General features: G+C 33.0%; 19 protein-coding genes. 2 read left to right on the forward strand and 17 right to left on the reverse strand.

Annotation, left to right across the window (positions count from 1 at the left end):
* Positions 1–5: 5 nt before the first annotated feature.
* Positions 6–4,781, reverse strand: a complete 4,776-nt coding sequence (locus H8K90_RS05740; RefSeq protein WP_186844962.1) for a fibronectin type III domain-containing protein — start codon at positions 4,779–4,781, stop codon at positions 6–8.
* Between the two features lie 224 nt (positions 4,782–5,005).
* Positions 5,006–5,959: an endonuclease/exonuclease/phosphatase family protein gene (locus H8K90_RS05745; protein WP_186844963.1), complete on the reverse strand. Its 954-nt coding sequence runs from the start codon at positions 5,957–5,959 to the stop codon at positions 5,006–5,008.
* 71 nt (positions 5,960–6,030) lie between these two features.
* Between H8K90_RS05745 and hflX the strand changes: the two genes are divergently transcribed.
* Both hflX and H8K90_RS05755 read left to right on the forward strand, forming a co-directional pair.
* The gene (gene hflX / locus H8K90_RS05750) at positions 6,031–7,242 is read left to right on the forward strand and encodes a GTPase HflX (RefSeq protein ID WP_186844964.1); all 1,212 of its coding nucleotides are present in this window, start codon (positions 6,031–6,033) and stop codon (positions 7,240–7,242) included.
* Positions 7,243–7,256: 14 nt separating this feature from the next.
* A complete protein-coding gene (locus H8K90_RS05755) occupies positions 7,257–9,512 on the forward strand; it encodes a penicillin-binding protein 1A (protein WP_186844965.1) in 2,256 nt (751 codons plus the stop codon).
* Between the two features lie 56 nt (positions 9,513–9,568).
* Here H8K90_RS05755 and H8K90_RS05760 read toward each other — a convergent pair whose 3' ends face one another.
* From H8K90_RS05760 to H8K90_RS05830, 15 genes are all read right to left on the reverse strand, one after another.
* Positions 9,569–10,480 carry a DUF3078 domain-containing protein gene (locus H8K90_RS05760; protein WP_186844966.1) on the reverse strand — a complete coding sequence of 304 codons (912 nt, stop codon included), beginning with the start codon at positions 10,478–10,480 and terminating at the stop codon, positions 9,569–9,571.
* A gap of 115 nt (positions 10,481–10,595) precedes the next feature.
* A complete protein-coding gene (locus H8K90_RS05765) occupies positions 10,596–11,102 on the reverse strand; it encodes a DUF2480 family protein (RefSeq protein ID WP_186844967.1) in 507 nt (168 codons plus the stop codon).
* Between the two features lie 18 nt (positions 11,103–11,120).
* On the reverse strand, positions 11,121–12,956 hold the full coding sequence (locus H8K90_RS05770) for an ABC transporter ATP-binding protein (protein ID WP_186844968.1): 1,836 nt from the start codon (positions 12,954–12,956) through the stop codon (positions 11,121–11,123).
* Between the two features lie 143 nt (positions 12,957–13,099).
* Positions 13,100–13,426 (reverse strand): DUF59 domain-containing protein, encoded by a 327-nt coding sequence (locus H8K90_RS05775; protein ID WP_186844969.1) that lies wholly within the window; start codon positions 13,424–13,426, stop codon positions 13,100–13,102.
* A 1-nt stretch (position 13,427) separates the two neighbouring features.
* Positions 13,428–13,850, reverse strand: coding sequence for a SufE family protein (locus tag H8K90_RS05780; protein ID WP_186844970.1), 423 nt, complete (start codon positions 13,848–13,850; stop codon positions 13,428–13,430).
* Positions 13,851–13,883: 33 nt separating this feature from the next.
* A complete protein-coding gene (locus H8K90_RS05785) occupies positions 13,884–14,717 on the reverse strand; it encodes an META domain-containing protein (RefSeq protein WP_186844971.1) in 834 nt (277 codons plus the stop codon).
* A 46-nt stretch (positions 14,718–14,763) separates the two neighbouring features.
* A complete protein-coding gene (locus H8K90_RS05790; RefSeq protein WP_186844972.1) occupies positions 14,764–15,978 on the reverse strand; it encodes an aminotransferase class V-fold PLP-dependent enzyme in 1,215 nt (404 codons plus the stop codon).
* Positions 15,978–16,586 (reverse strand): outer membrane beta-barrel protein, encoded by a 609-nt coding sequence (locus tag H8K90_RS05795; protein WP_186844973.1) that lies wholly within the window; start codon positions 16,584–16,586, stop codon positions 15,978–15,980. Before H8K90_RS05795 ends, H8K90_RS05790 begins: the two co-directional genes overlap by 1 nt.
* A 44-nt stretch (positions 16,587–16,630) precedes the next feature.
* Positions 16,631–17,944 carry a Fe-S cluster assembly protein SufD gene (gene sufD, locus H8K90_RS05800; protein WP_186844974.1) on the reverse strand — a complete coding sequence of 438 codons (1,314 nt, stop codon included), beginning with the start codon at positions 17,942–17,944 and terminating at the stop codon, positions 16,631–16,633.
* Between the two features lie 96 nt (positions 17,945–18,040).
* On the reverse strand, positions 18,041–18,793 hold the full coding sequence (gene sufC / locus H8K90_RS05805; RefSeq protein WP_186844975.1) for a Fe-S cluster assembly ATPase SufC: 753 nt from the start codon (positions 18,791–18,793) through the stop codon (positions 18,041–18,043).
* A gap of 4 nt (positions 18,794–18,797) precedes the next feature.
* A complete protein-coding gene (locus H8K90_RS05810; protein ID WP_186844976.1) occupies positions 18,798–19,205 on the reverse strand; it encodes a hypothetical protein in 408 nt (135 codons plus the stop codon).
* A 46-nt stretch (positions 19,206–19,251) separates the two neighbouring features.
* Positions 19,252–20,700, reverse strand: coding sequence for a Fe-S cluster assembly protein SufB (gene sufB / locus H8K90_RS05815; protein WP_186844977.1), 1,449 nt, complete (start codon positions 20,698–20,700; stop codon positions 19,252–19,254).
* Positions 20,701–20,709: 9 nt separating this feature from the next.
* A complete protein-coding gene (locus H8K90_RS05820) occupies positions 20,710–21,039 on the reverse strand; it encodes a HesB/IscA family protein (protein ID WP_186844978.1) in 330 nt (109 codons plus the stop codon).
* A 136-nt stretch (positions 21,040–21,175) separates the two neighbouring features.
* Positions 21,176–21,412, reverse strand: a complete 237-nt coding sequence (locus H8K90_RS05825; protein ID WP_186844979.1) for a hypothetical protein — start codon at positions 21,410–21,412, stop codon at positions 21,176–21,178.
* Between the two features lie 111 nt (positions 21,413–21,523).
* A complete protein-coding gene (locus tag H8K90_RS05830) occupies positions 21,524–22,537 on the reverse strand; it encodes a cytochrome-c peroxidase (RefSeq protein WP_343043635.1) in 1,014 nt (337 codons plus the stop codon).
* Positions 22,538–22,573: the final 36 nt, after the last annotated feature.

Below are 22,573 nucleotides of genomic sequence, written 5' to 3' on the forward strand. Positions count from 1 at the left end.
GTCGATTATCTGTTTATATATATCCAAGCACTTCTTACTTGCGTACCACCTGCATATTCCATAGTGTAAAAGTAAGTACCTACTGGTAGTTCTTTTCCATCATTGGTTTGTCCTACCCATTCATTAGTGTAATTCTTTTTAGAATATACTAGTGTACCATTTCTATTAAAAATTTCAAGCTTGGTCACATCAAAATTGCTAAGATCAAAACTATCGTTAATACCAGGTGATACTCCAGGTGAAATTCCTTGAGGGAAAACACATAAGTCTGGACCAACAATTAATTCTAGATCTACTAAAGATCTACAACCTAAGAACCCATTGTTTGAAGCATTTATATCTTCAATTCGTACAACTAAAGTTTCTCCAGTTGATGTATATATAGGACCCACAGGGTTAATAGCCTGATTAGCATCTGTTGTATTTGTATAATAGCTTATAGCATATTGATCTCCAAGATTTAGCGATGTTGTATATTCACCAAGATCGAATTCTTCACCTAAAGATGTTTGGCTATCACAAACAGAAATAGGCTCAAGATCTATATTTCCAGGATCTGTATATAAGTTTATAATTACAATATCTGAAAAAGCTTCAGCACCACATTGATTATCATAAGCCTGTACTTGGTAATTATTAGATTCTGTTACTACTAAAGTAGAAGAAGTTTCTCCTTCCATTACAAAACCATCTTTATACCAAACAAATTCATCTGCAAAAGGTGAGTTTGTTTCAATGGTTACAGAATCAAAACCACAAACATTAGCTTCTACTGGAGTAGCAGGATTAGAATCTGTATCTATAAATACAACTTCGTTACTTGTAATTTCAGCTGTAATTTCTGCCTCAATATTACCTCCACCAGTATTAGTTTGTTCAATAGTTATATCTCCAGCATTACCATTGAAGTTAGTAACTAATAACATATAAATTTCACCAGATTGAGCATTATCAATTGTAAGGTTTTCTACAGAAGCTGCAGAATAACTACAGTCTACGATATTACCAAACGGATAGAAATTAGGGTTTGTAGTATTGTTCGGACATGTTGGACAATCTTCTAATAAAATATCAGTACAAGCTTGTTCAACAGAGGTGAAAGGTCCCCAAATCACAAAATCCACATCCAGACCATTTCCATTAGAATCTTGTTGGTTAATTTCAATTTCAATTAAACCAGGATCACCTATCTGAATAATATTCCAAGTTGGGTTAGGTGCTGTAAATAAACACGCTACTTGACCACTACTTGGTATTCCAATAATATTTGGTGTTGTAAGTGGACCTCCACCAACTGAACAGAAATTTTCAGCATTCTCACAAATAATATTTGTAGGTGCAGGTCTAATACATAAATCGAAAGTAGAAGTTTCAGGTTGACTACCTCCACTAAAAACTCTAATATAATAGGTTTCACCTATTGTTAATTGAGGTGTTACACTAGCATCATCATCAGAACAATATAATTCTGTTAAGGTTCCACATGAGCCACTATATACAGCGTGATCTATATTAAAGGTTCCACCTGTGATGTTAAGTATGGAAATGATTTGTAGCTCTGCTAAGGCTTCAAAAGTAAACCAAACATCATCATTTGTGCTACCAGTACAAGTACCATCAGGAACTCCAGAAGGTGTTGCTGCCAAAATAGTACCAGAAGTAACGTCATCACAAGTACTAGTTGCATTAACAACAGCAGCAATTGCTCCAACACAATCATCATTGAGTGGTGGGCAAGCCAACACTTCAAAGTTTTCACTACTAATTACACAATTATTGTCTTGCTCATTGGTTACAAATACTTTTACAGTACTACCAAATGGGAATGGACCAGCTTGATACACCTGTGTTGCTGTAGCTTGTACTGTTGAAGTATCTAGATTATTTGAAATTTCTAAAGATGTAGCATCTCCTAAACTTGTAACATTTACATCTATATAAAATTGATCATTATCACAATCTGGCACTACAGTATAGTCTGCCTCAGGAAGTGTACACGTTAATTCTTGAATGTTTACTGTAAAATCAAGAGTTACACCCCAAGCACCGTCATAACATGGATCTGGCGTTGCTTGACCAAAATCAGCAGAGCCAATACGCATTCTATGCTCTCCTAATGTTGCTGTTAATGGCATTACAAAAGAGGCATCTAATGTGTGTGGATTACTACCACCTGTAGATTCTCCTTGGAAAACTAATTCTGATGCATCAAAGACAACATCATCATTAAAATCTATCCAAATATTAGTGTCATAAGAGAATGTATGGCCAAATTCTATTTCTACTGTAGTATTAATACCTTGAAAAACATTAATAACAGGTGAAGTTTGATTTTCATACGTTACATCTCCTAAACTAGGGAAATCTATTATACCAATAGTTACATTATTTACACCACTACCATCGTTACTTGAAGGTAAGGATTCGCAATAACCTACAAAGAATTGGAAAGGTCCAGCATAAGAACTTTCATTACCTGGTGCGCAAATCGCTTGAACATAAAACTCGTAACTTGTATCTGGATTTAAATTTGATAAAGTAAAAGGGTTTGTTGAAACACCTGCTTCAACAGTTCCTGTTCCTAAAGCAAAACCAGTTTCACCATATTCTATATTCCAAGCTGCTGAAGTTCCAGCTTCTGTCCAACTAACTTCTGCTGAAGTTAAGTCTATACTAGTAGCAGTTAAATCTGTTGGTTCTGGACAAGTTGGTATATTTCTAACTCTAAAATTATCTACAAAAACATCAATGTCTTCAGGGTCATTAACAGTACCTTCTGAAGCGTATATACCAAACTGTACAATTTGACCACTGTATGCTGTTAAATCTACTACTGGGTGTATACCAGGAATAGGAACTACAGAAGAGCTATCGTATAATAATAATTCAGTCCAATTGGCTCCATTATCTGTAGTAATTAATAATTGTACGGTATCATCAGAACCTAATGGTTCAGTAGCTGTACTGCTATTCCAAGTTGTTATAGCAAAATCAAATTCTACTTGAAATGGACCACCAGTTAAGTCAAATTGTGGTGAAATAATCCAATCACTTTTAGAAGCAGCAAACAAGTTAATTTTATATGCTCCGTCATCTGTTCCAACATTAAGAAACTCATCAGCTGTCCATGAACCTGCACCTAAATCACCTGGACCAGTTGTTGCGTTACCACTATCTGCCTCTTCCCAACAATTTGGAGGAACAGTAGCAGTAACTGTAGTAAAGTTTTCAATATAATCTGGTACAAAAACATCACATAATGTTGTAAAAGTAAGTGGTCCCGTCCATCCGCTTAATTCAGCTCCACAATTTGCTTGCACATAAAAATCATAGCTTGTTACTGCACTTAAACTAGATGCGTCATACGGATTAGTAACATTAGACGCAGTTGGTGTACTTGTTGGTGCCGTACCTGCAGGTACAATTTCAACATTCCATGATACTGCTGTACCACCTTGAGTCCAGCTAAATTCTGCACTATTTGATGTTATAGCGTTAACCATTAGCATAGAAGGGTTAAAACAACTTGGAGCTTCATCGAAAGTAACATCATCAATTGCAATGTCATCATAAAAATCTCCAGTTTCAGTTTCAGAAAATGTGAATCGAGCTTGCACATCTCCAGTGATTGTTAAACTACCTAAGTCGATTATTTTGAGCTCCCAACCAACAGTATTAGTGTTAAAAGTTCCCATATCGTTCCAAGCAGCACCATCCCATACTTCAACGTTTAAATTACTATTTGCATTACCTTCGTTATCACTAATTTCGTAAAAAGAAAGTGCTGGCGTTGTTAAGCCACTTACATCTACCAATGGACTCGTTAATGTTCTTGGTCCATCATTTCCTGAGGCATCACTCCATGCAAAATAATTGTTAGACGCTGTACTTCCAGTTATAGTTCCATTATCACCTACATGGCTACCAGACGCATCATCATCAAACAACCAATTTTCACCTGTCATAGACCAACATAATGGAATATCACCTGCATTTTCAAAATCTTCAGTAAATGGTGCAGTAAACGTTACACACTCAGTACCAAAAATAAAAGGTCCAACCCAAAGACTTAGGCCGTTTGCGGCGCAATCTGCTTGATAATATACATAATAAGTAGTTGCAGGTGTTAGAGTTGTTAAAGTTGTATTGGGTGAAGTTGTAATTGACAAAGCATTTTCTTCTTCTCCATTTCCAGGTGTAAAATCTGCACCACTATTATATTCAATATTCCATGAAGTTTCAGCATCTCCTGCAACCCAGTCTAAAATTGCTGAGTCTGAAGTTACACCCGATACGCTCATGCTAGAAGGTTCTATACATGAAGGACTTTCAAATAACGTTACAGTAATATTTGACCAATCTGCATTAGAACCACCAAAACTTTGGTTAAGTATTAAATCTATATAACCATCGGTTGTAGGATCGTAAATTGCAGTAAAATCACCTTCAAAGGTAAGGGTGGTATTTGCATTACTTCCAAGACCACCAGCAGTTGGTGGATCTATAAGAACAGCACCAGCAGTCGTTGTTACTGTAATATCAGCTTCACTAGACCAAGGATTTCCACCACCAGCGACCCAATCTACTGTTATAGAAAAGGAATCATACGATCCAGTAGTGGATGCTGTCACACCTGCTGCATTGGCTGCATCATTGAGGTTAATAGTAACAGGTGATCCTGAAGCTACATTTGTAGGGCCAACAATCGGAGCAAAGTCATATTGCGCACTAGCTGTTAGGAAAAACCCTAGCATAAATAAAATTAGAGTAATCTTTTTCATTATTAATCGGTTTGTTAAAAATTATTATCCCTCTATAATATCTTGATTATAAAGGAATTGAAATGTTAATAATAATAAGGGGCAGTTGATTGCATTAGCTACGTTGGTTAGTCGTGTTTTTCAATGCAGTACCGAATATATAAAAAATGGCTATTAACAAGATGTTAACAATGTTATAATAGATGAAGTGCTTTATTAATCGATAAAATGACTAAGGCATTTTTTTATGATGCCTTTAATACTATATACACAGGAAAATGGTCACTATAACCTCCTTTGTATTTTTTACCTACATAGGTTCTAAAAGGTTGTCCTTTATATTTGCCATGGTATTGTGTTAAGAATTTAGAGTTAAAGACATTTGCATGATCAAAACTTAGGGAGGTAGTATTAAGATCAAAAAAGTTTGTTGAAAACAATATCTGGTCAAATTGATTCCATTGAAAATTATGGTTTAAGCTTCCTTTTTCTCGAGACCAAACGGTCTTGTAAGGGTTATACAAATTATTCTCTTTTTCCATTGAGATGATACTGTTACTATTTGGGTTATCATTAAAATCTCCCATAACAATAATCTTAGCATTTGGTTCATCCTTTTTTAGCATAGAAATAATAGTGTTTACCTTATTTGCAGCTGCTATACGTTTGTACTCAGTTTCTTTTTCACCTTCTCTTCTAGATGACCAATGGTTAACTATAATATAAACACTTTCATGGTGCAATTTGCCCTGAACCATAAGAATGTCTCTTGTGTAATCTTGTTCTCCTAATTCATTTTGAAGGTATACAGAAAAGGTTTCAGAATTTTCAACTTTAAAAACATCATTTTTATACAGTAGTGCTACATCTATACCACGCTCATCAGATGAATCGTAATGCACATAGCTGTAAGCTTCATTAATTAAGTTTTTACTTCTAACCAAATCCGATAATACTTTACTGTTTTCAACTTCGGCCAATCCAATTATTGCAGGTGCAGTATTAGTCTTATCTTCTCCTATTTTTGAAATTACAGATCCTAATTTCATTAGTTTATTTTGGTAACGCTTTTGGGTCCATCTTTTTTTAGAAGTTGGTAAAAAGTCATCGTCATTAGTATTGGGATCATTTTCTATATCGAACAAGTTTTCGATATTATAAAATGCAATGGAGAATTTATTAGAATCATTATTTGCCATGCAATAAATATATGATTTTAAAACCTTATTTTGAATACAGCATTTGTTTAACTTTGTACTTTATATAGTATATGATAGAAAAAAAAGATATAGCACTAGAAAAAGTTGTTTTAATAGGTGTTGTTACACAAGATCAGGACGAAGAAAAGTCTAAAGAATACCTAGACGAATTAGAATTTTTAACTTATACGGCTGGCGGTGAAGTTATAAAACGTTACACCCAAAAAATGGCGATGCCTAATCCAAAGACCTTTATTGGAACAGGGAAGATGGAAGATGTAAGGCATTTTGTTGAAGAAAATGATATAGGCACTGTAATTTTTGATGACGAATTATCACCTGCACAAGAAAGAAATATAAGTAAGATTCTTAATTGTAAAATTCTAGATAGAACCAACCTCATTTTAGATATTTTTGCTCAACGCGCACAAACTAGTTATGCCAGAACACAAGTAGAATTAGCACAATGCGAATATTTATTACCTCGATTAAAAGGTATGTGGACACACCTCGAAAGACAAAAAGGTGGAATTGGTATGCGTGGACCTGGTGAAACAGAGATAGAAACAGACAGACGTATTGTACGTGATAAAATTGCTTTATTAAAAGCTAAGATTAAAACCATTGATAAGCAGATGGCTGTGCAACGCGGTAATCGTGGTAAAATGGTTAGAGTCGCCTTAGTTGGTTATACCAATGTGGGGAAATCAACTTTAATGAATGTTATAAGTAAGAGCGATGTTTTTGCTGAGAACAAATTGTTCGCTACACTCGATACTACTGTGCGTAAAGTGGTTATTGGTAACTTACCTTTTTTAGTTAGTGATACTGTAGGTTTTATTAGAAAACTGCCAACACAGCTAGTAGAGTCTTTTAAAAGTACGCTCGATGAAGTAAGAGAAGCTGATTTATTATTACATGTGGTAGATATTTCTCATACTAATTTTGAAGAACATATAGAATCGGTTAATCAGATTTTAGATGATATAGATAGTAAGGACAAACCAACTATTATGGTGTTTAATAAAATCGATGCTTATGAAGCCGAACCTTTTGATGAGGACGATTTAATAGCCGAGCGAACTGAGGCAAATTATTCTATTGAAGAATGGAAAAAAACATGGATGTCTAGAGTGGGTGATAACGCCTTGTTTATATCAGCTTTAAACAAAGAAAATCTCGATGAATTTAGAAAGCGTGTTTATAAAGAAGTGAGAGAGATTCATATAACTCGTTTTCCTTACAATCATTTTCTATATCCAGACGTTGAAGATATAGAATAGAAAACGTAGTCTACATGGATTTTAGAGTTTGGTTAAAAAAAATAACGAAAAATAAATGGGTAAAATGGATTGTAATTGTAATTACATCCATTTTATTATTTTTAGTTGGTTTGTATATTAGTATTTACTTTGGTTTTTTCGGAAAATTACCAACAACAGAAGATCTAAGTTCTATAAAACAAGAACAAGCAACACAACTATTAGATAAAAACGGAAAATTAATAGGTAAATATTACATCTTCGATAGACAGCCTGTGACTTTCAATGATTTACCTCAACATCTAATTGACGCTTTGGTTGCCACAGAAGATAGTAGATTTTATGAGCACGATGGTATAGACAATATAAGTTTAATGCGTGTTTTTGTAAAGAATTTAATTCTTCAAGATAAATCTGCAGGTGGTGGAAGCACAATAACACTTCAACTTGCAAAAAACTTGTATGGCAGAAAGAACTATGCCATGTTTAGTATGCTTATTAATAAGTTTAAAGAATCTATAATAGCAAAACGCATTGAAGAAATTTACTCTAAAAACGAAATTCTAACGCTTTACCTTAATACAGTTCCTTTTTCTGATAATACTTATGGTATAGAAAGCGCATCGCTTAAATTTTTTAATAAAAGTGTAAATGAATTATCTAAAAATGAAGCTGCTACTCTGGTAGGAACCTTAAAGGCAAATACCTATTATAACCCAAGATTGCATTTAGAACGATGCAAAGGTCGAAGAGATGTGGTACTAAATCAAATGGTTAACTACAATTATCTTTCAGTGGATTCTTTAGAATATTATACAAATCAAGAGCTCAAATTAGACTATCGTTCTTTTAATCATGATGTTGGTGTAGCCCCTTATTTTAGAGAAGAAGTAAAGAAGCAGTTATTGGCTATTTTAGATTCCATAAAAACTCCAGATGGTGATTCTTATAATTTATATAAAGATGGTTTGGTAGTTCATACCACTTTAGATTATGAGATGCAAGAAATTGCCGAAACTGCAATGAAATCTCATGTAAGTAAACTGCAGCACGATTTTGAAGCATCATATGGTAAGAAAGCTCCTTGGAATCAGAATACAAAAATCTTGAAATCAGTTATAAACAATTTACCAGTTGTAAAGCGTTACAAGGCTTTAGGATTAAGTGATTCTCAAATTGAAGATTCCTTGAGTTTAAAACGCAATGTAGAATTATTTAGTTGGCAAGGTGATACTATTAGAAATATTTCTGCTATCGACAGTTTAAGACATTATTTAAAGTTTTTAAACACAGGTATGCTGTCTATTGAGCCATCTACTGGTGCTGTGCGAACTTATATTGGTGGTATAGACTACCGATTTTTTAAATACGATCATATTTCTCAAAGTGAACGGCAAGTGGGTTCTACCTTTAAACCCTTTGTTTATACTGCAGCCATTGAAGATGGTCTAGATCCATGTACTTACTTTTCATTAAATGAAGTTACTTATACCAATTATAACGATTGGACGCCAAGCAATGCTGGAAGTAAGGAAGAAGACCCATATATTAATTACACTTTAGAGAATGCTTTAAGTAATTCTGTAAACACTATTTCAGTTAAAGTTTTAGAGAAAGTTGGTATACCTAAAGTATTAGAACAGGTAGAAAAATTAGGAATTTCTAAAGAACTGCCAAATAAACCCTCATTGGCACTAGGTGTTGGTGAAATTAATCTAAAAGAATTAACTGGTGCCTATGCTAGTTATGTAAATAACAGTAAAGCAGTAAAACCCTTCTATATCACTAAAATTGAAGATAAATTTGGAAATGTTATTGCTAGTTTTAATCCAGACGTTTCTAAAAAACAAGCTTTTAGTAATTATACAAGACAAGTAATGTTAGAAATGATGAAATCTACTGTAAATAAAGGCACAGCATCAAGATTAAGAAATACTTACGGGTTAAATAATGCTATAGCTGGCAAAACAGGTACCACACAACATAATAGAGATGGATGGTTTGTAGCACTAACGCCAAATTTAGTGACCATTACTTGGGTTGGCAATGATAACCATAGTATCGGTTTTAAATCGACTGCAATAGGACAAGGATCAAATTCAGCATTACCAATTTTTGCTAAGTTTTATCAGAAGCTCAATAAGGATAAAAGGTTTGATAAAATTACAAACGCTAAATTTGAAACAACAACTGAAGATGTTTTAGAAGATTTAAGTTGTGAGCCTACAAAACGTGATGGGTTTATAAAGCGCTTATTTAAGAAAAAGAATAAAAAGAAGAAGTTTAATTAAAACAAAAAAACCTGTCGAGAAATTGACAGGTTTTTTTTATGGTTAAAAAGTTTTATTTAGAAAGCGTAGCTTAAACCAATTGTGTAGTAAGACTGTAACTTATTATCAGCATCTTTTAAGTCAACACCTTGAAAGTTTGCAGCTTCTTGCTTGTTGCTTCTTAAAGCAAAATCAAAACCTACACCAATCATTTTCCATAATGTATAGCTGAAAGAGTTGGTCCAAGTAAAGTTAGAAAGGTCTCCATCTTTATAACTCTGAAAAGTAGAGAAATTAGTTTTAAAATTAATTGCACCAATTTGTCTAGTATAATCAGCTACGATTTTAGCACCTGCAGAAGAATCGAAGGCTGCATCATTATCAGCAAATACAAAGTTGTAGTTTAATGGGTGAATTACAACAATTAAATTTTCAATAGGAGTCCAAGTAGCACCAACACCAATATCTAAGAATCCAGGATCATTAAAATTATCTAATAATGTTGTTCTGTATTCTGCTAAACCAGATACAGCCCATGTTTTACTAATATTACGACCATAAAGAGACGAAATATTAAATACGTCTGTAGTTGGGTTAAAATCGTCATCAGCATCTGTACCGTTATCTTTATCGTCTAATTTAACCCAATTTAAATTAGCTGTAAGTGCGTTTCTCCAGAAATACTTTTCCTCAATCTTGTTTGCAAATACGTTTGCAGTAATACCAATATTACCAGACACGTTATTTGGAGTGCCTTGAGAATACCAATCACTGAAGTTAGATAAACTTCCGCCTATAGTACCAAAAGCACCTTTGCGCCATCCTGGTAAAGCATCGATTTGAGCTTGTATTGCATTAGCTTCACCCTGAAATTTATCTGCTTCAGCCTGTTTTTCAGCTTTTTGAGCTTGTAACTCTTCTTTTGTTTGAGCATAACCAAAAGTAACGCCTAACATTAAAATTGCTATTAATAATAATTTTTTGTTCATAATAAATTGTGTTAATTTTTATAAGTTGCAAATATAAGTTTAATTGATTTCTATCTAAAAGTTTGAAATCACTTTTTAGACCATAAAATTTACTCAAAGTCACACTTTTAGAGTTTTATTTTCTTTTAAATAGCGGAACAGAGGAACATGCTTCTCCAAACATTATAGATTTTGCAACCGGTTTTAGTCGTTGAGACAATAAAACCAATGCATTTGCTGGCACAGGTTTCTGAGAACAGCCTTTAATAATTACAGGCAAATCTTTATACAAAGATGTATCTAATTCTGAAATAATCGTAGTGTAAATAATAGATTCTAACTGCTCTAAATCACCAATTATTGTAAGTTTAGAATATGCTTCTAACTCTAATGAAATAAGCATATAAGCCCAATCTGGTACTATAGCATCCGTTGAGCAATGTAATGCGACATAGCAATCTTGATATTGCGACCAATTGTGCTCAATAACAAAAGCCCTAAAGTCTTTTTCTCTAAGTACTAAACCTTCTAGCAACCAATCTTTTATATCAAAAAGTACCCGTTGACCTATTGGGTAATAGTCCTCTAAATCTATGACTTTTAGTTTACTATTAGCAACTCTATTTATAATCTCTTCTGCCATTCTACAAAGATAATTGTTTTACTGATAGCCTTCTGCTTGGAGAGTAAACAATTCAGAATACAACGTTTTGTTTTTCATAAGTTCTTCATGTGTTCCTATTTCTAAAACTTTACCATGCTCTAATACTAAAATTCTATTTGCTTGTCTCACTGTGCTAAATCTATGCGAAATAATAATACTTGTTTTACCTTCTGTTAAGCCTATAAAACGACCGAAAACTTCACTTTCTGCTTTGGCATCTAATGCAGATGTTGGTTCGTCTAAAATCATTACTTCAGCATTTTTCATATAAGCTCTTGCCAATGCTACTTTTTGCCATTGTCCGCCAGACAGTTCTTGTCCGTTTAAAAAACGCTTGCCTAATTGTTGGTTATATCCGTTTTTCAATTCGGCAATAACGTCATTTGCCAAACTGAGTTCTGCAGCGTTTTCAATTTTTGGTTGGTTATCTAGTTCATCTATATTTCCGATGGCTATATTTTCTTTCACTGTAAATTCATATCTAAAGAAATCTTGAAATATAACACCAAAAAACTCTTGATATGTTGCCAAGTTAAAACGATTAATATTTACACCATCTAATAATATTTCGCCAGAAGTAGGTTCGTAAAAGCGTAACAATAATTTGATTAAAGTAGTTTTGCCAGCACCATTCTGACCCACAAAAGCTAATTTCTCACCAGCTTTAAGTGTAAAACTTACACCTTTTAATATCTCAATTTCAGAATTTGGATATGCAAACCGTACATCTTTAAATTCAAAGCCTTTTTCAATCTTTTTAGGTAAAGACATGTCTTCTTTAGTTTTTGATACAATTGAAATATCAATAAAATCGAAGTAATCTTTTAGGTATAATGCACTTTCTGAAATTCGCGTGAATTTCGAAAAGAAGTCTTGAAGATTACGCATCAATCGGTTAAACGAGCCTGATAAAAAAGTAAGTTCACCAAGTGTTATGGCTCCGGAAAGCACACGGTAAATGATAAATACGTAAGCGCCATAATAACTTAGAGAACCTAAAACGTTAAATACAAACCCTAAAGCAGAACGTTTAATGGCTAACGTTTTATTGAGTTGATAATACTCTTCCGAAAGATTTTTAAAACGGTCCACAACAAAATCAGTTAACCCAAAGAGCTTAATTTCTTTTGCCGTTTTATCATTTGCTCCAATAAATCGCAAATAATCTAATTCTCTACGTTCAGATGTCCAACTTCTAGCTAAGGAATATTGTTGTTGACTAAAACGCACTTCATTTATAAAAGATGGAATAATACTTAATACCAGAAGAATAATAAGATAAGGTTCAAAATAAATTAAACCAGCAACAAGCGTAGCGATAGATATGGTACTTTGCGCTTGTCCTAAAACATTAGACATTAATGCCACACGACCTGTAGTCTGTGTTCTGGCACGCTCGAGCTTATCATAAAATTCCGAATCTTCTAATAAACTAATATTAATTTTATTCGTTTTTTTTATGATAGTAACCGAAGTTGCAATATTGTATTCATCGCCAAGTAAACCATCGGTTAACGAAATGGCTCTACTAATTAAATCTGAAATAACAATTAACCCAAATTCAATGGCCAAATAAGTCCAAAGCAAATAATAGTCTGGATTGTCTATTGATACTTGTAAAATAATTTCGTCAATAATCAATTTACCAACCCATAAAATAATAACAGGAAGTAAAGCTCCGATAAGTCTGCAAAATGCAGATAACAGGAAGAGTTTTTTGTTAACCTTCCAAATTTCTTTAAAAAATCTAGGAATGTAAACTAAGGCATTAAATGAAGATTTAATACTAGTTTTTTTAGCATCTTTTAAAGAGGTAGGTGTGCGTCTTGGCATTGATTGTTATTCTTTTTTTAAGTTTAAGAAAAACTGAAAATTTAGCACTAATTTATAGTTTTAGCCTGTGAGATATTAAACTAAAATTAGTTTTAGAGCTCTAGTACGTACTTAAAACTGAAATCGAATACTGCCAACTAATTTTATAGCATACCAAGTTCTAGCTTGGCCTCTTCACTCATTAAATCTTGAGTCCAAGGTGGATCGAAAGTAATTTCTACTTCTGCATCCTTTACTTCATTGAGTGATTTTACTTTTTCTTCTACTTCTAATGGCAAAGTTTCAGCCACAGGACAGTTTGGAGTTGTTAATGTCATAAGGATTTTTACATCATAATCTTCGTTAACAAAAACATCGTAGATTAATCCTAATTCGTAAATATCTACTGGAATTTCAGGATCATAAATAGTCTTTAAAACCCTTACTATTTTATCTCCAAGTACGTTTGTATCTATAGTTGTATCGCTCATTTTAATTTAATTGTGTTTGGTATGCTATTGCATACATTTTTATTTGCTTAATCATGCTCACTAAGCCATTAGCTCTTGTTGGTGATAAATGCTCTTTTAAACCGATTTTATCAATAAAGTCTGTATTGGCTTCAATAATATCCTTTGGATGTTGATTAGAAAAAGCACGAATTAATATAGCAATGATACCCTTGGTAATTATCGCGTCACTATCTGCTGTAAAGTTTACCTTATCTTCTTGCATATCTGCATGCACCCAAACTTTACTTTGGCAACCTTTAATTATATTGTCTTCGGTTTTATATTTTTCGTCAATAAGCGGCAATGTTTTCCCTAAGTCTATCATGTATTGGTAACGTTCTTCCCAATCTTCAAACATTGAAAATTCATCTATTATTTCATTTTGAACTTCTTCTATTGTCATAGTCTAATTCTTTAATGCAAAATTACAAAATAGCTATTGCTTTACTGTATTTTCTTTAATGGATAACACTTTATTAACTAATGCTTTAATTTCTTCTGGCGGATTTCCATGATCAAATGAAGGTGAGATATGCAAAACATCTCCCATTTTAACGCTTAAAGTAGCTTCTGCAGCACCATCAGTTGCTCTGTTATGAGAAGGAGCTTCTAAATTTCTCAAATTTTCTATATCAATAGCGTCAATTAAAGTGTTGATTTGAGTCCAATCTTCTTTGTTATTACTATAGTTATGTATAGATTTTAATCCTCTATCCGTAGAATAATAAATTGTGGATTCGGAAATATGAATATATTCAAAAATACCTCTCGATGTAATTTGGTAGGTTACACCAATCCCAGAATTACCTCTAGAAACTTTATTTTTTATTGCAATAATTGATTTTGTTGCATTTAATAGAACCGTTTGGTTATTCAATAATATTAGGTCTTCACCATTTATAGAAAAAGAATCTGCATCGTTCAATGCTTTTAAAATTTGACTTTCTATGTCGTTGATTTCTGGACGACATAATTTCTTAGATGTAGCCATTTGGCTGAAACTTATTTTGTTGTTTTCAACAGCATAAGTACCAAAGAAAGTATTGCAACCAGAGAAACCAGTAACTTTATTAGAATTTTCATCAAATGAAATATTGAGTTTAGGAGATAATGATTTGTTATCACCAACTTGAGAAATAGTATAACTTCCAGAAAGTGTAATGTGTTCTTTTTTCATACTATTTAAGTTCTCGTTCTCTATAGTTTCTTTCGTAGTATTGCAAGATTGAGCAACTATTATAAGTGTAAATATGCTAAGTAAAAATTTCATTTATATAAGTGTTTAAAACTGTAAGTTACACTTTTGATGCCAAAGTTTAAGACAGCATCATAATTGCCTTTTTTAGAGCGGCAACGAATGTATCAATCTCTTCTTTGGTATTATAGAACATAAAGGACGCTCTAATAGTACCAGGAATTTTATAAAAATCCATAATGGGTTGTGCACAATGATGACCAGTACGTACAGCAATACCCATTTTATCTAAAATAGTGCCAACATCGTATGGATGAATAGTGCCAACATTGAAAGAAATAACAGAGGTTTTTTCTTTCGCAGTTCCATAAATTTTTAAACCTTCAATTTGTTGAAGTTGCTGAGTTGCATAGTCTAAAAGTTCATGTTCGTAAGCGGCAATGTTATCAAAACCAATACTGTTCATATAGTCTATGGCTGCTCCAAAAGCAATGCCTCCACTAATATTTGGAGTACCAGCTTCAAATTTATGCGGTAAGTCTGCGTATGTAGTTTTTTCAAAAGTAACTTCGGCAATCATTTCGCCTCCTCCTTGATAAGGTGGTAATTTCTTTAGCCAATCCTCTTTTCCATAGAGCATTCCAACTCCAGTAGGACCACATAATTTATGTGCAGAACAGACATAAAAATCTACATCTAATTTTTGAACATCTGGCTTTATATGAGGACAAGATTGTGCTCCATCTACTAATATAGCAGCTCCAACCTTATGAGCTTTTTCTATTATAGTTTCAATAGGATTAATTGTGCCTAAAGCATTAGAAATATGATTTACAAAAACCAGTTTTGTGTTTTCATTTAATAAAGTATCGTATTTAGACAGTATTAATTCACCGCTTTCGTTCATAGGAATAACCTTCAGGCTTGCACCTGTACGTTCACATAGCATTTGCCATGGTACTATATTACTATGATGCTCTAAAGCAGAAACAATGATTTCATCTCCTTTTTTTAAAAGTGAAGAAAACCCATTAGCAACCAAATTGATACCATGTGTTGTACCAGAAGTAAAAATTACTTCGTAAGGGTGCTTAGCGTTAAAATGCTTTTGAATTTTTAGTCGTGCTTGCTCGTAGGCATCAGTTGCTTCTTGACTTAAGCTATGAACACCTCTGTGAATATTGGCATTATAGTTACTGTAATAATCTACAATAACATCAATAACTTGCTGTGGTGTTTGTGAGGTTGCGGCATTATCAAAATAGATCAAAGGTTTTCCGTTAACCTTGCGGTTAAGGATTGGAAAGTCTTTTCTTATTTCACTTACGTTTAACATTAGTTATTAATTATTGATTCAATATTAACTAAAATGTTAAGATAGCCGCCAAAAGTACTCGCTTTGTTATTTTTTACATCAATAACGCTAGGTATACCATAATCTAAGAGAAATTCAATATTAAAATGATTTAATAAGTCTGAACCGAAACCACCACTTAGACCTATATTAGAATCTTTATAGAGATTTGAAAAGTCTGTCTCATCAGATCTTTTCTTTGCTTCTGAAATGAAAGTTAATCTAGGACCTATAAGAAAATAAAGGCCTGTTCCATAAGACTCATTAACATCATATTTTAAAAGTAATTGAGTATTGAATTTGTTCACGTTTATCTTACCTGTGAAATCAAAAGTATCACTATCGTAAGAGCTATAACCATTTTCTACAGACTTACCAAAGAAGGCATTGAGTTGTAAGCCAAAGCTTTCATTAATTTTTTTGCTTCCGAAGATACCAATGTTAAAAGCTGTTAAACCACCTTTATTGCGCAAATCACCATCAATTGAAGTTTTATATAGGTTAGAACCGAATAAGGCTCCATAAGAAAAGTCTTGCGACTGAACCAAGAATGAAATTAAAAGAAATGCTAGTAGAAATAATTTTTTCATATTAGTGATTGGTTTTGATTCTAAAAATATCCTTTTAAATTTAATTACAAATCAAACCCAATATTAACACCAAGTTTGTTAGCAATTATCTTAGTAATTCTACTCTTAATTTCAGGAATTTTCACGGAATCTAAAACGTTATTACTAAAGGCGAACATTAATAAAGCTCTAGCTTCTTTTTCTGGAATTCCACGAGAACGTAAATAAAACATAGCACTTTCATCTAATTGCCCAATTGTACAACCATGAGAACATTTTACATCATCGGCAAAAATTTCTAATTGAGGTTTAGTGTTAATGCTTGCTTTATCACTTATTAGAATGTTGTTATTTGCTTGAAACGCATTTGTTTTTTGAGCTTCCTTTTCTACTACGACTTTTCCATTAAAAACACCAGTAGAACTATCATTAAAAATGCCTTTATAATCTTGATGGCTCTCGCAATTTGGTTCTATGTGATGTACTAATGTGTTATGGTCTACATGTTGTTTATTACCAATAATAGTAATGCCTTTCATTGTAGAATCTATACGCTCACCATTTTGATAAAAGTTGAGGTTGTTTCTAATTAATTTTCCTCCAAATGAAAACGTATGCACTTTAGCTAAACTTTCTTGTTTTTGATTAACAAAAGTATTGTCTATTAAAGAAGCAGATTCTCTGTCGTTCTGAATCTTGTAATAATCTACAATAGCCCGTTTATTTGCAAAAATCTCTGTCACAGAATTTGTTAAAACAGGATTATCCGTTAAACTTTGGTGACGCTCAATAATTTGTACATGAGAATTCTCATCTACAACAACCAAGTTTCTAGGTTGCAACATCAAAGCAGCTTCATTACCTGTAGAAAAATGAATAATTTGTATTGGTTTATCTACCAATTTATTCTTTGGAATATGAATATAGGCTCCTTCAGAAGAAAATGCCGTATTTAAAGACGATAAGCTATCCTTAGAAGCAATTTTATTGAAGTAATTTTCAATTAATATTCTGTACTTTGGTTTTGAAAGGGCAGAAGACATTAAGCAAACATCTATGCCATCATGAGTAGTTTGAGATAAGTGCGACGCATATTTACCATCAATAAAAATGATTTTATAGGCATCAATATCATGAATAAAATACTTCTTAACATCTTTAAACTCAATAGCATTATCGTGCTTAGGAAATACGCTATAGTCGTGTTTTAAAACAGAATTTAACGAGGTGTATTTCCAAGCTTCTTGCTTTTTGGTAGGAAAACCTTCAGTTTCAAATGTTTTTATGGCTTCAGTTCGTATATCATGTATAGGAGAATCTACATCTACTGTATTTTCAAAGGCCATGAACGACGATACTAGTTTTTCTTTTAATTCCATATTTCTGTCATTCCCGCGAAGGCAGGAATCTTTTTAATATTAACTTATAGTTTATTTTGGATTCCTGCTTTCGCAGGAATAACAAACTATATTAATTTACGCTCCTACTTCTTCTTTAATCCAATCGTAACCTTTAGCTTCTAGTTCGTGTGCTAATTCTTTAGTTCCGGATTTTACAATTTTACCATTATGCAGTACATGTACATAATCCGGCACTATATAATCTAATAGACGTTGGTAATGTGTAATTACAATTACGGCATTGTCTTTAGATTTTAATTTATTAACTCCATTAGCAACAATACGAAGCGCATCGATATCTAAACCAGAATCAGTTTCATCTAAGATGGCTAATTTTGGCTCTAACATAGCCATTTGAAAGATTTCGTTACGTTTTTTTTCACCACCAGAAAACCCTTCGTTAAGCGAACGAGACAAGAATTTACGGTCTATTTCTAGAAGTTCTGATTTTTCACGAATCATTTTTAGCATTTCATTAGCCGGCATATCTTCTAATCCTTTTGCCTTACGTGTTTCGTTGATTGCAGTTTTCATAAAGTTAGTAACACTAACTCCAGGAATTTCTACAGGATACTGAAACGACAAAAACACACCTTTGTGAGCGCGTTCTTCTGCAGCTAATTCTTCAATGTCTTCACCTTCTAGTAATATATTTCCTTCAGTAACTTCATACTCTTCTTTACCAGCAATTACAGAGGCTAAAGTACTTTTTCCAGAACCATTTGGTCCCATTATAGCATGTACTTCTCCTGCTTTAACTTCTAGGTTAATACCTCTTAAAATTCCTTTATCTTCTACACTTGCATGTAAGTTATTTATCTTTAACATAGTCTTAATTTCCTAGTTTTATAACGTCTTCTTTATTTTGGTCTGGTGCTTCCACCTTTAAAATTTCTTTAATTTCTACTCTGTATTGCCAGCCTTCTTCACCTTCGGGTTTTTCAAATTTCCTTACCCTAACAGTTACAGGAACCATATCGGTTGCTTCTTTTTTAAACGGTTTAACTTGTTCTTCTAAAAGCTGTAAATTATCATCTATAACAACACCATAAATTTCATTTGCTGTTTGTAAAACGGCTGCATCAGTATAGTACACATATTCGCCTCTCATTGTTATTAATCCGTCGTTAGCGTCGTAAGACTTTGCTCGATTCTCTTCGAGATTAACCTTTTGTTTTGCTTCGTTTTTGCAACTTGAAAAACTAATTAAAGCAATTAAAATGACAATTATTTTTTTCATTTTTCTTTGTCATTCCTGCAAAGGCAGGAATCTTTTTAATTTGAATTTAACCTACACTTCCCTCTAAACTTATTTCTAATAATTTCTGAGCTTCTACAGCAAATTCCATTGGGAGTTTATTTAATACTTCTTTACTAAAGCCATTAACAATAAGTGCTATAGCTTTTTCTGTATCAATACCACGTTGGTTACAATAGAAAATCTGGTCTTCACCAATTTTACTAGTTGTAGCTTCATGTTCTATTTGGGCTGATTTATTTTTTGCTTCTATATACGGAAATGTGTGCGCACCACACTCATTACCCATTAGTAAACTATCGCACTGAGAAAAGTTACGTGCATTATCTGCTCTAGAATTTATTTGAACTAACCCACGATAAGAATTTTGAGATTTACCAGCTGAAATTCCTTTAGAAATAATAGTTGACTTGGTGTTTTTTCCTAAGTGAACCATTTTTGTACCAGTATCTGCTTGCTGATAATTATTAGTCACAGCAATTGAATAAAATTCACCTACTGAATTATCACCTTTTAATATACATGAAGGATATTTCCATGTTACAGCAGAACCTGTTTCAACCTGAGTCCATGAGATTTTCGCATTTTTCTCACAAAGACCTCTTTTGGTTACAAAGTTGAAAACACCACCTTTACCTTCAGCATTTCCTGGATACCAGTTTTGTACAGTACTATATTTTATTTCAGCATCATCAAGAGCAATAAGTTCTACTACAGCAGCATGCAATTGATTTTCATCTCTGCTAGGCGCTGTACATCCTTCTAGGTAACTTACATAACTACCCTCGTCTGCAATAACTAATGTTCTTTCAAACTGACCTGTACCTGCTTGGTTAATTCTGAAATAGGTTGACAATTCCATAGGGCAACGTACTCCTTTTGGAATATAGCAAAACGATCCATCGCTAAACACAGCAGAATTTAATGCTGCATAAAAGTTGTCTTTTTGAGGTACAACAGTACCAATATATTTCTTTACTAATTCTGGATGCTCCTTAATCGCTTCAGAAATACTCATAAAGATGATACCTTTTTCCGCTAAGGTTTTTTTGAATGTTGTAGCCACTGAAACAGAATCTACAACGACATCCATTGCAACACCAGCAAGCTTTTTTTGTTCGTCTAACGAAATCCCTAATTTTTCAAAAGTTGCTAAAAGCTCAGGGTCAACTTCGTCAATACTATCATATTTTGGTTTGCTATTTGGTGCCGAATAATATGAAATAGCCTGAAAATCTGGTTTTTTATAATGCACATTAGCCCAATCTGGCTCGGTCATTTCTTTCCAAGATTTAAAAGCCTCTAATCTCCATTCTGTCATCCATTCTGGCTCCTCCTTTTTCTTAGAAATAGCTCTTACAATATCTTCATTTAGACCAACCGGAAATGTTTCAGATTCTATATCTGTGTAAAAACCATATTCATATTCTTTGGTTTTTAATTCTTCCCTTAAATCGTCTTCTGTATACTTACTCATAAATCTTTTTTAAAGTGAGAATGATTCTCCACAACCACATGTTCGGTTGGCATTTGGGTTGTTAAAAACAAAGCCAGTTCCGTTTAATCCTCCTGAATATTCTAAAGTTGTTCCAATAAGGTATAAGAAGCTTTTTTTGTCAACAATAATTTTAACACCATTATCTTCAAAGACTTTATCTTCTTCTGCCTGCTTATTGTCGAATTTTAAATCGTAGGATAGACCAGAGCAACCACCACTTTTTACACCAACTCTAACAAAATCGGTTGTGGGATTAAAGCCGTCGTCAGTCATTAATTCTACGACTTTCTTTTTAGCTGTTTCAGAAACTTTTATCATATTCTTATATAGATTATCTCTAAATAGAGGGCAAAGATACGATATAAGTCTCTTTTTACCATATAACCTAACATTATATTAGGATATGATTTAATAGTCTTTGGTTATGAAGTTTTAAGAACTAATTAAGTAGGTATTAAGATGCTTTAGTTTTTAAGGTGCGTTGTTTAAGTCGATACAACTTTTGTAGTGTGTCTTTAAGTTGTGTATTGGTGACAGTATTAGTATCGAAATTACCATTATCGTCAGTAACAACAACTACATCGCAATGAGTACAAGTCAGTTCTACTGTGTAATCTATGTTGGTTTTTGATCTTATATAATTATGCCCAAAAATGGCACATGGTAGGTTTTTGTTTGTATTAGATTTCATAAGTAGGGTTAATTTAGGGAAAAACAATTTAGCAAAAATAGTACCTAAAAAATGCTTAAATACTTCATTTTTCGATGAAATACTTAAAAACATAATCCTTTTCTTACAAATTTAGTTTTGGAATTCAGGATTATTTATATAAGATGGGTCAGAAAGGGATAATAGAAATGCTTTTAAATCTGCTTTTTCTTGAGTAGTTAATTGTACGCCTCCTTCGTCAATTTTTTTCATTAATGGATCTATTGTAGGAGAATCTTGAAGTCCTTCACTATAATGATTAATAACCTCATCTAAGGTACTAAAACGACCATCGTGCATATAAGGAGCTGTGAATGCCAAGTTACGTAACGAAGGTGATCTAAATTTTCCGTTATCATTAGGGTCGCCTGTGACTTCTCCTAATCCTAAATCTAAAAAACTACTGTCTAAGCCATTATTATGAAACAAATTATCAGTCCATAACGGGTTATTTGGACTGCCATGACAATGAAAGCAATCTCCTTTATCTTCTCTTAAAAAAATATCTAGGCCATTTAGTTCTTGAGATGTTAAATTTGCTTGTCCTAGAGTATATTTATCGAATTTTGAATTGGCAGAGATTAATGTGCGTTCAAATTGTGCAATAGCTTTTGTGGTTAACTCTTTTGTAATCGTACTAGTTTTAAAAGCTAATCTAAATAATTCGGGATATTCAGGATGTTGTTGAAGTCTATCTACTACGTCATCCCAATTGCTGTGCAATTCAATAGGATTTTCTACGGGTTCTTCCGCTTGTCTCTCCAAGCTAAGCGCAGTTCCGTCCCAGTTATAACGTTCATTATAATTCCATGCGAGATTAAAAAGTGGCATGGAATTTCGAGTTCCAAAAACACCGTCTATGCCACTACTTGTGGGAGTATTATCAGTAAATGCATTTTGAGGTGCATGACAACTAGCACAAGCTTGTGTTCCATTGGCAGAAAGTATTTTATCAAAAAAAAGTTTTTTTCCAAGAGCTATACCTTCAACCGTTTGTGGATTATCATTTGGAATTACGGGAGGAATAATATTATCTGAAAATATTATTGGAATATCTAGTGGTTGAGGAGTAGGTTCATAGCCTGTTTCTTCATTTGAACAGCTCAAACAAAAAATACTCAAAGGAACTATATATAACCACTT

This window comes from Winogradskyella echinorum (assembly GCF_014297365.1).
Classification (GTDB): domain Bacteria; phylum Bacteroidota; class Bacteroidia; order Flavobacteriales; family Flavobacteriaceae; genus Winogradskyella; species Winogradskyella echinorum.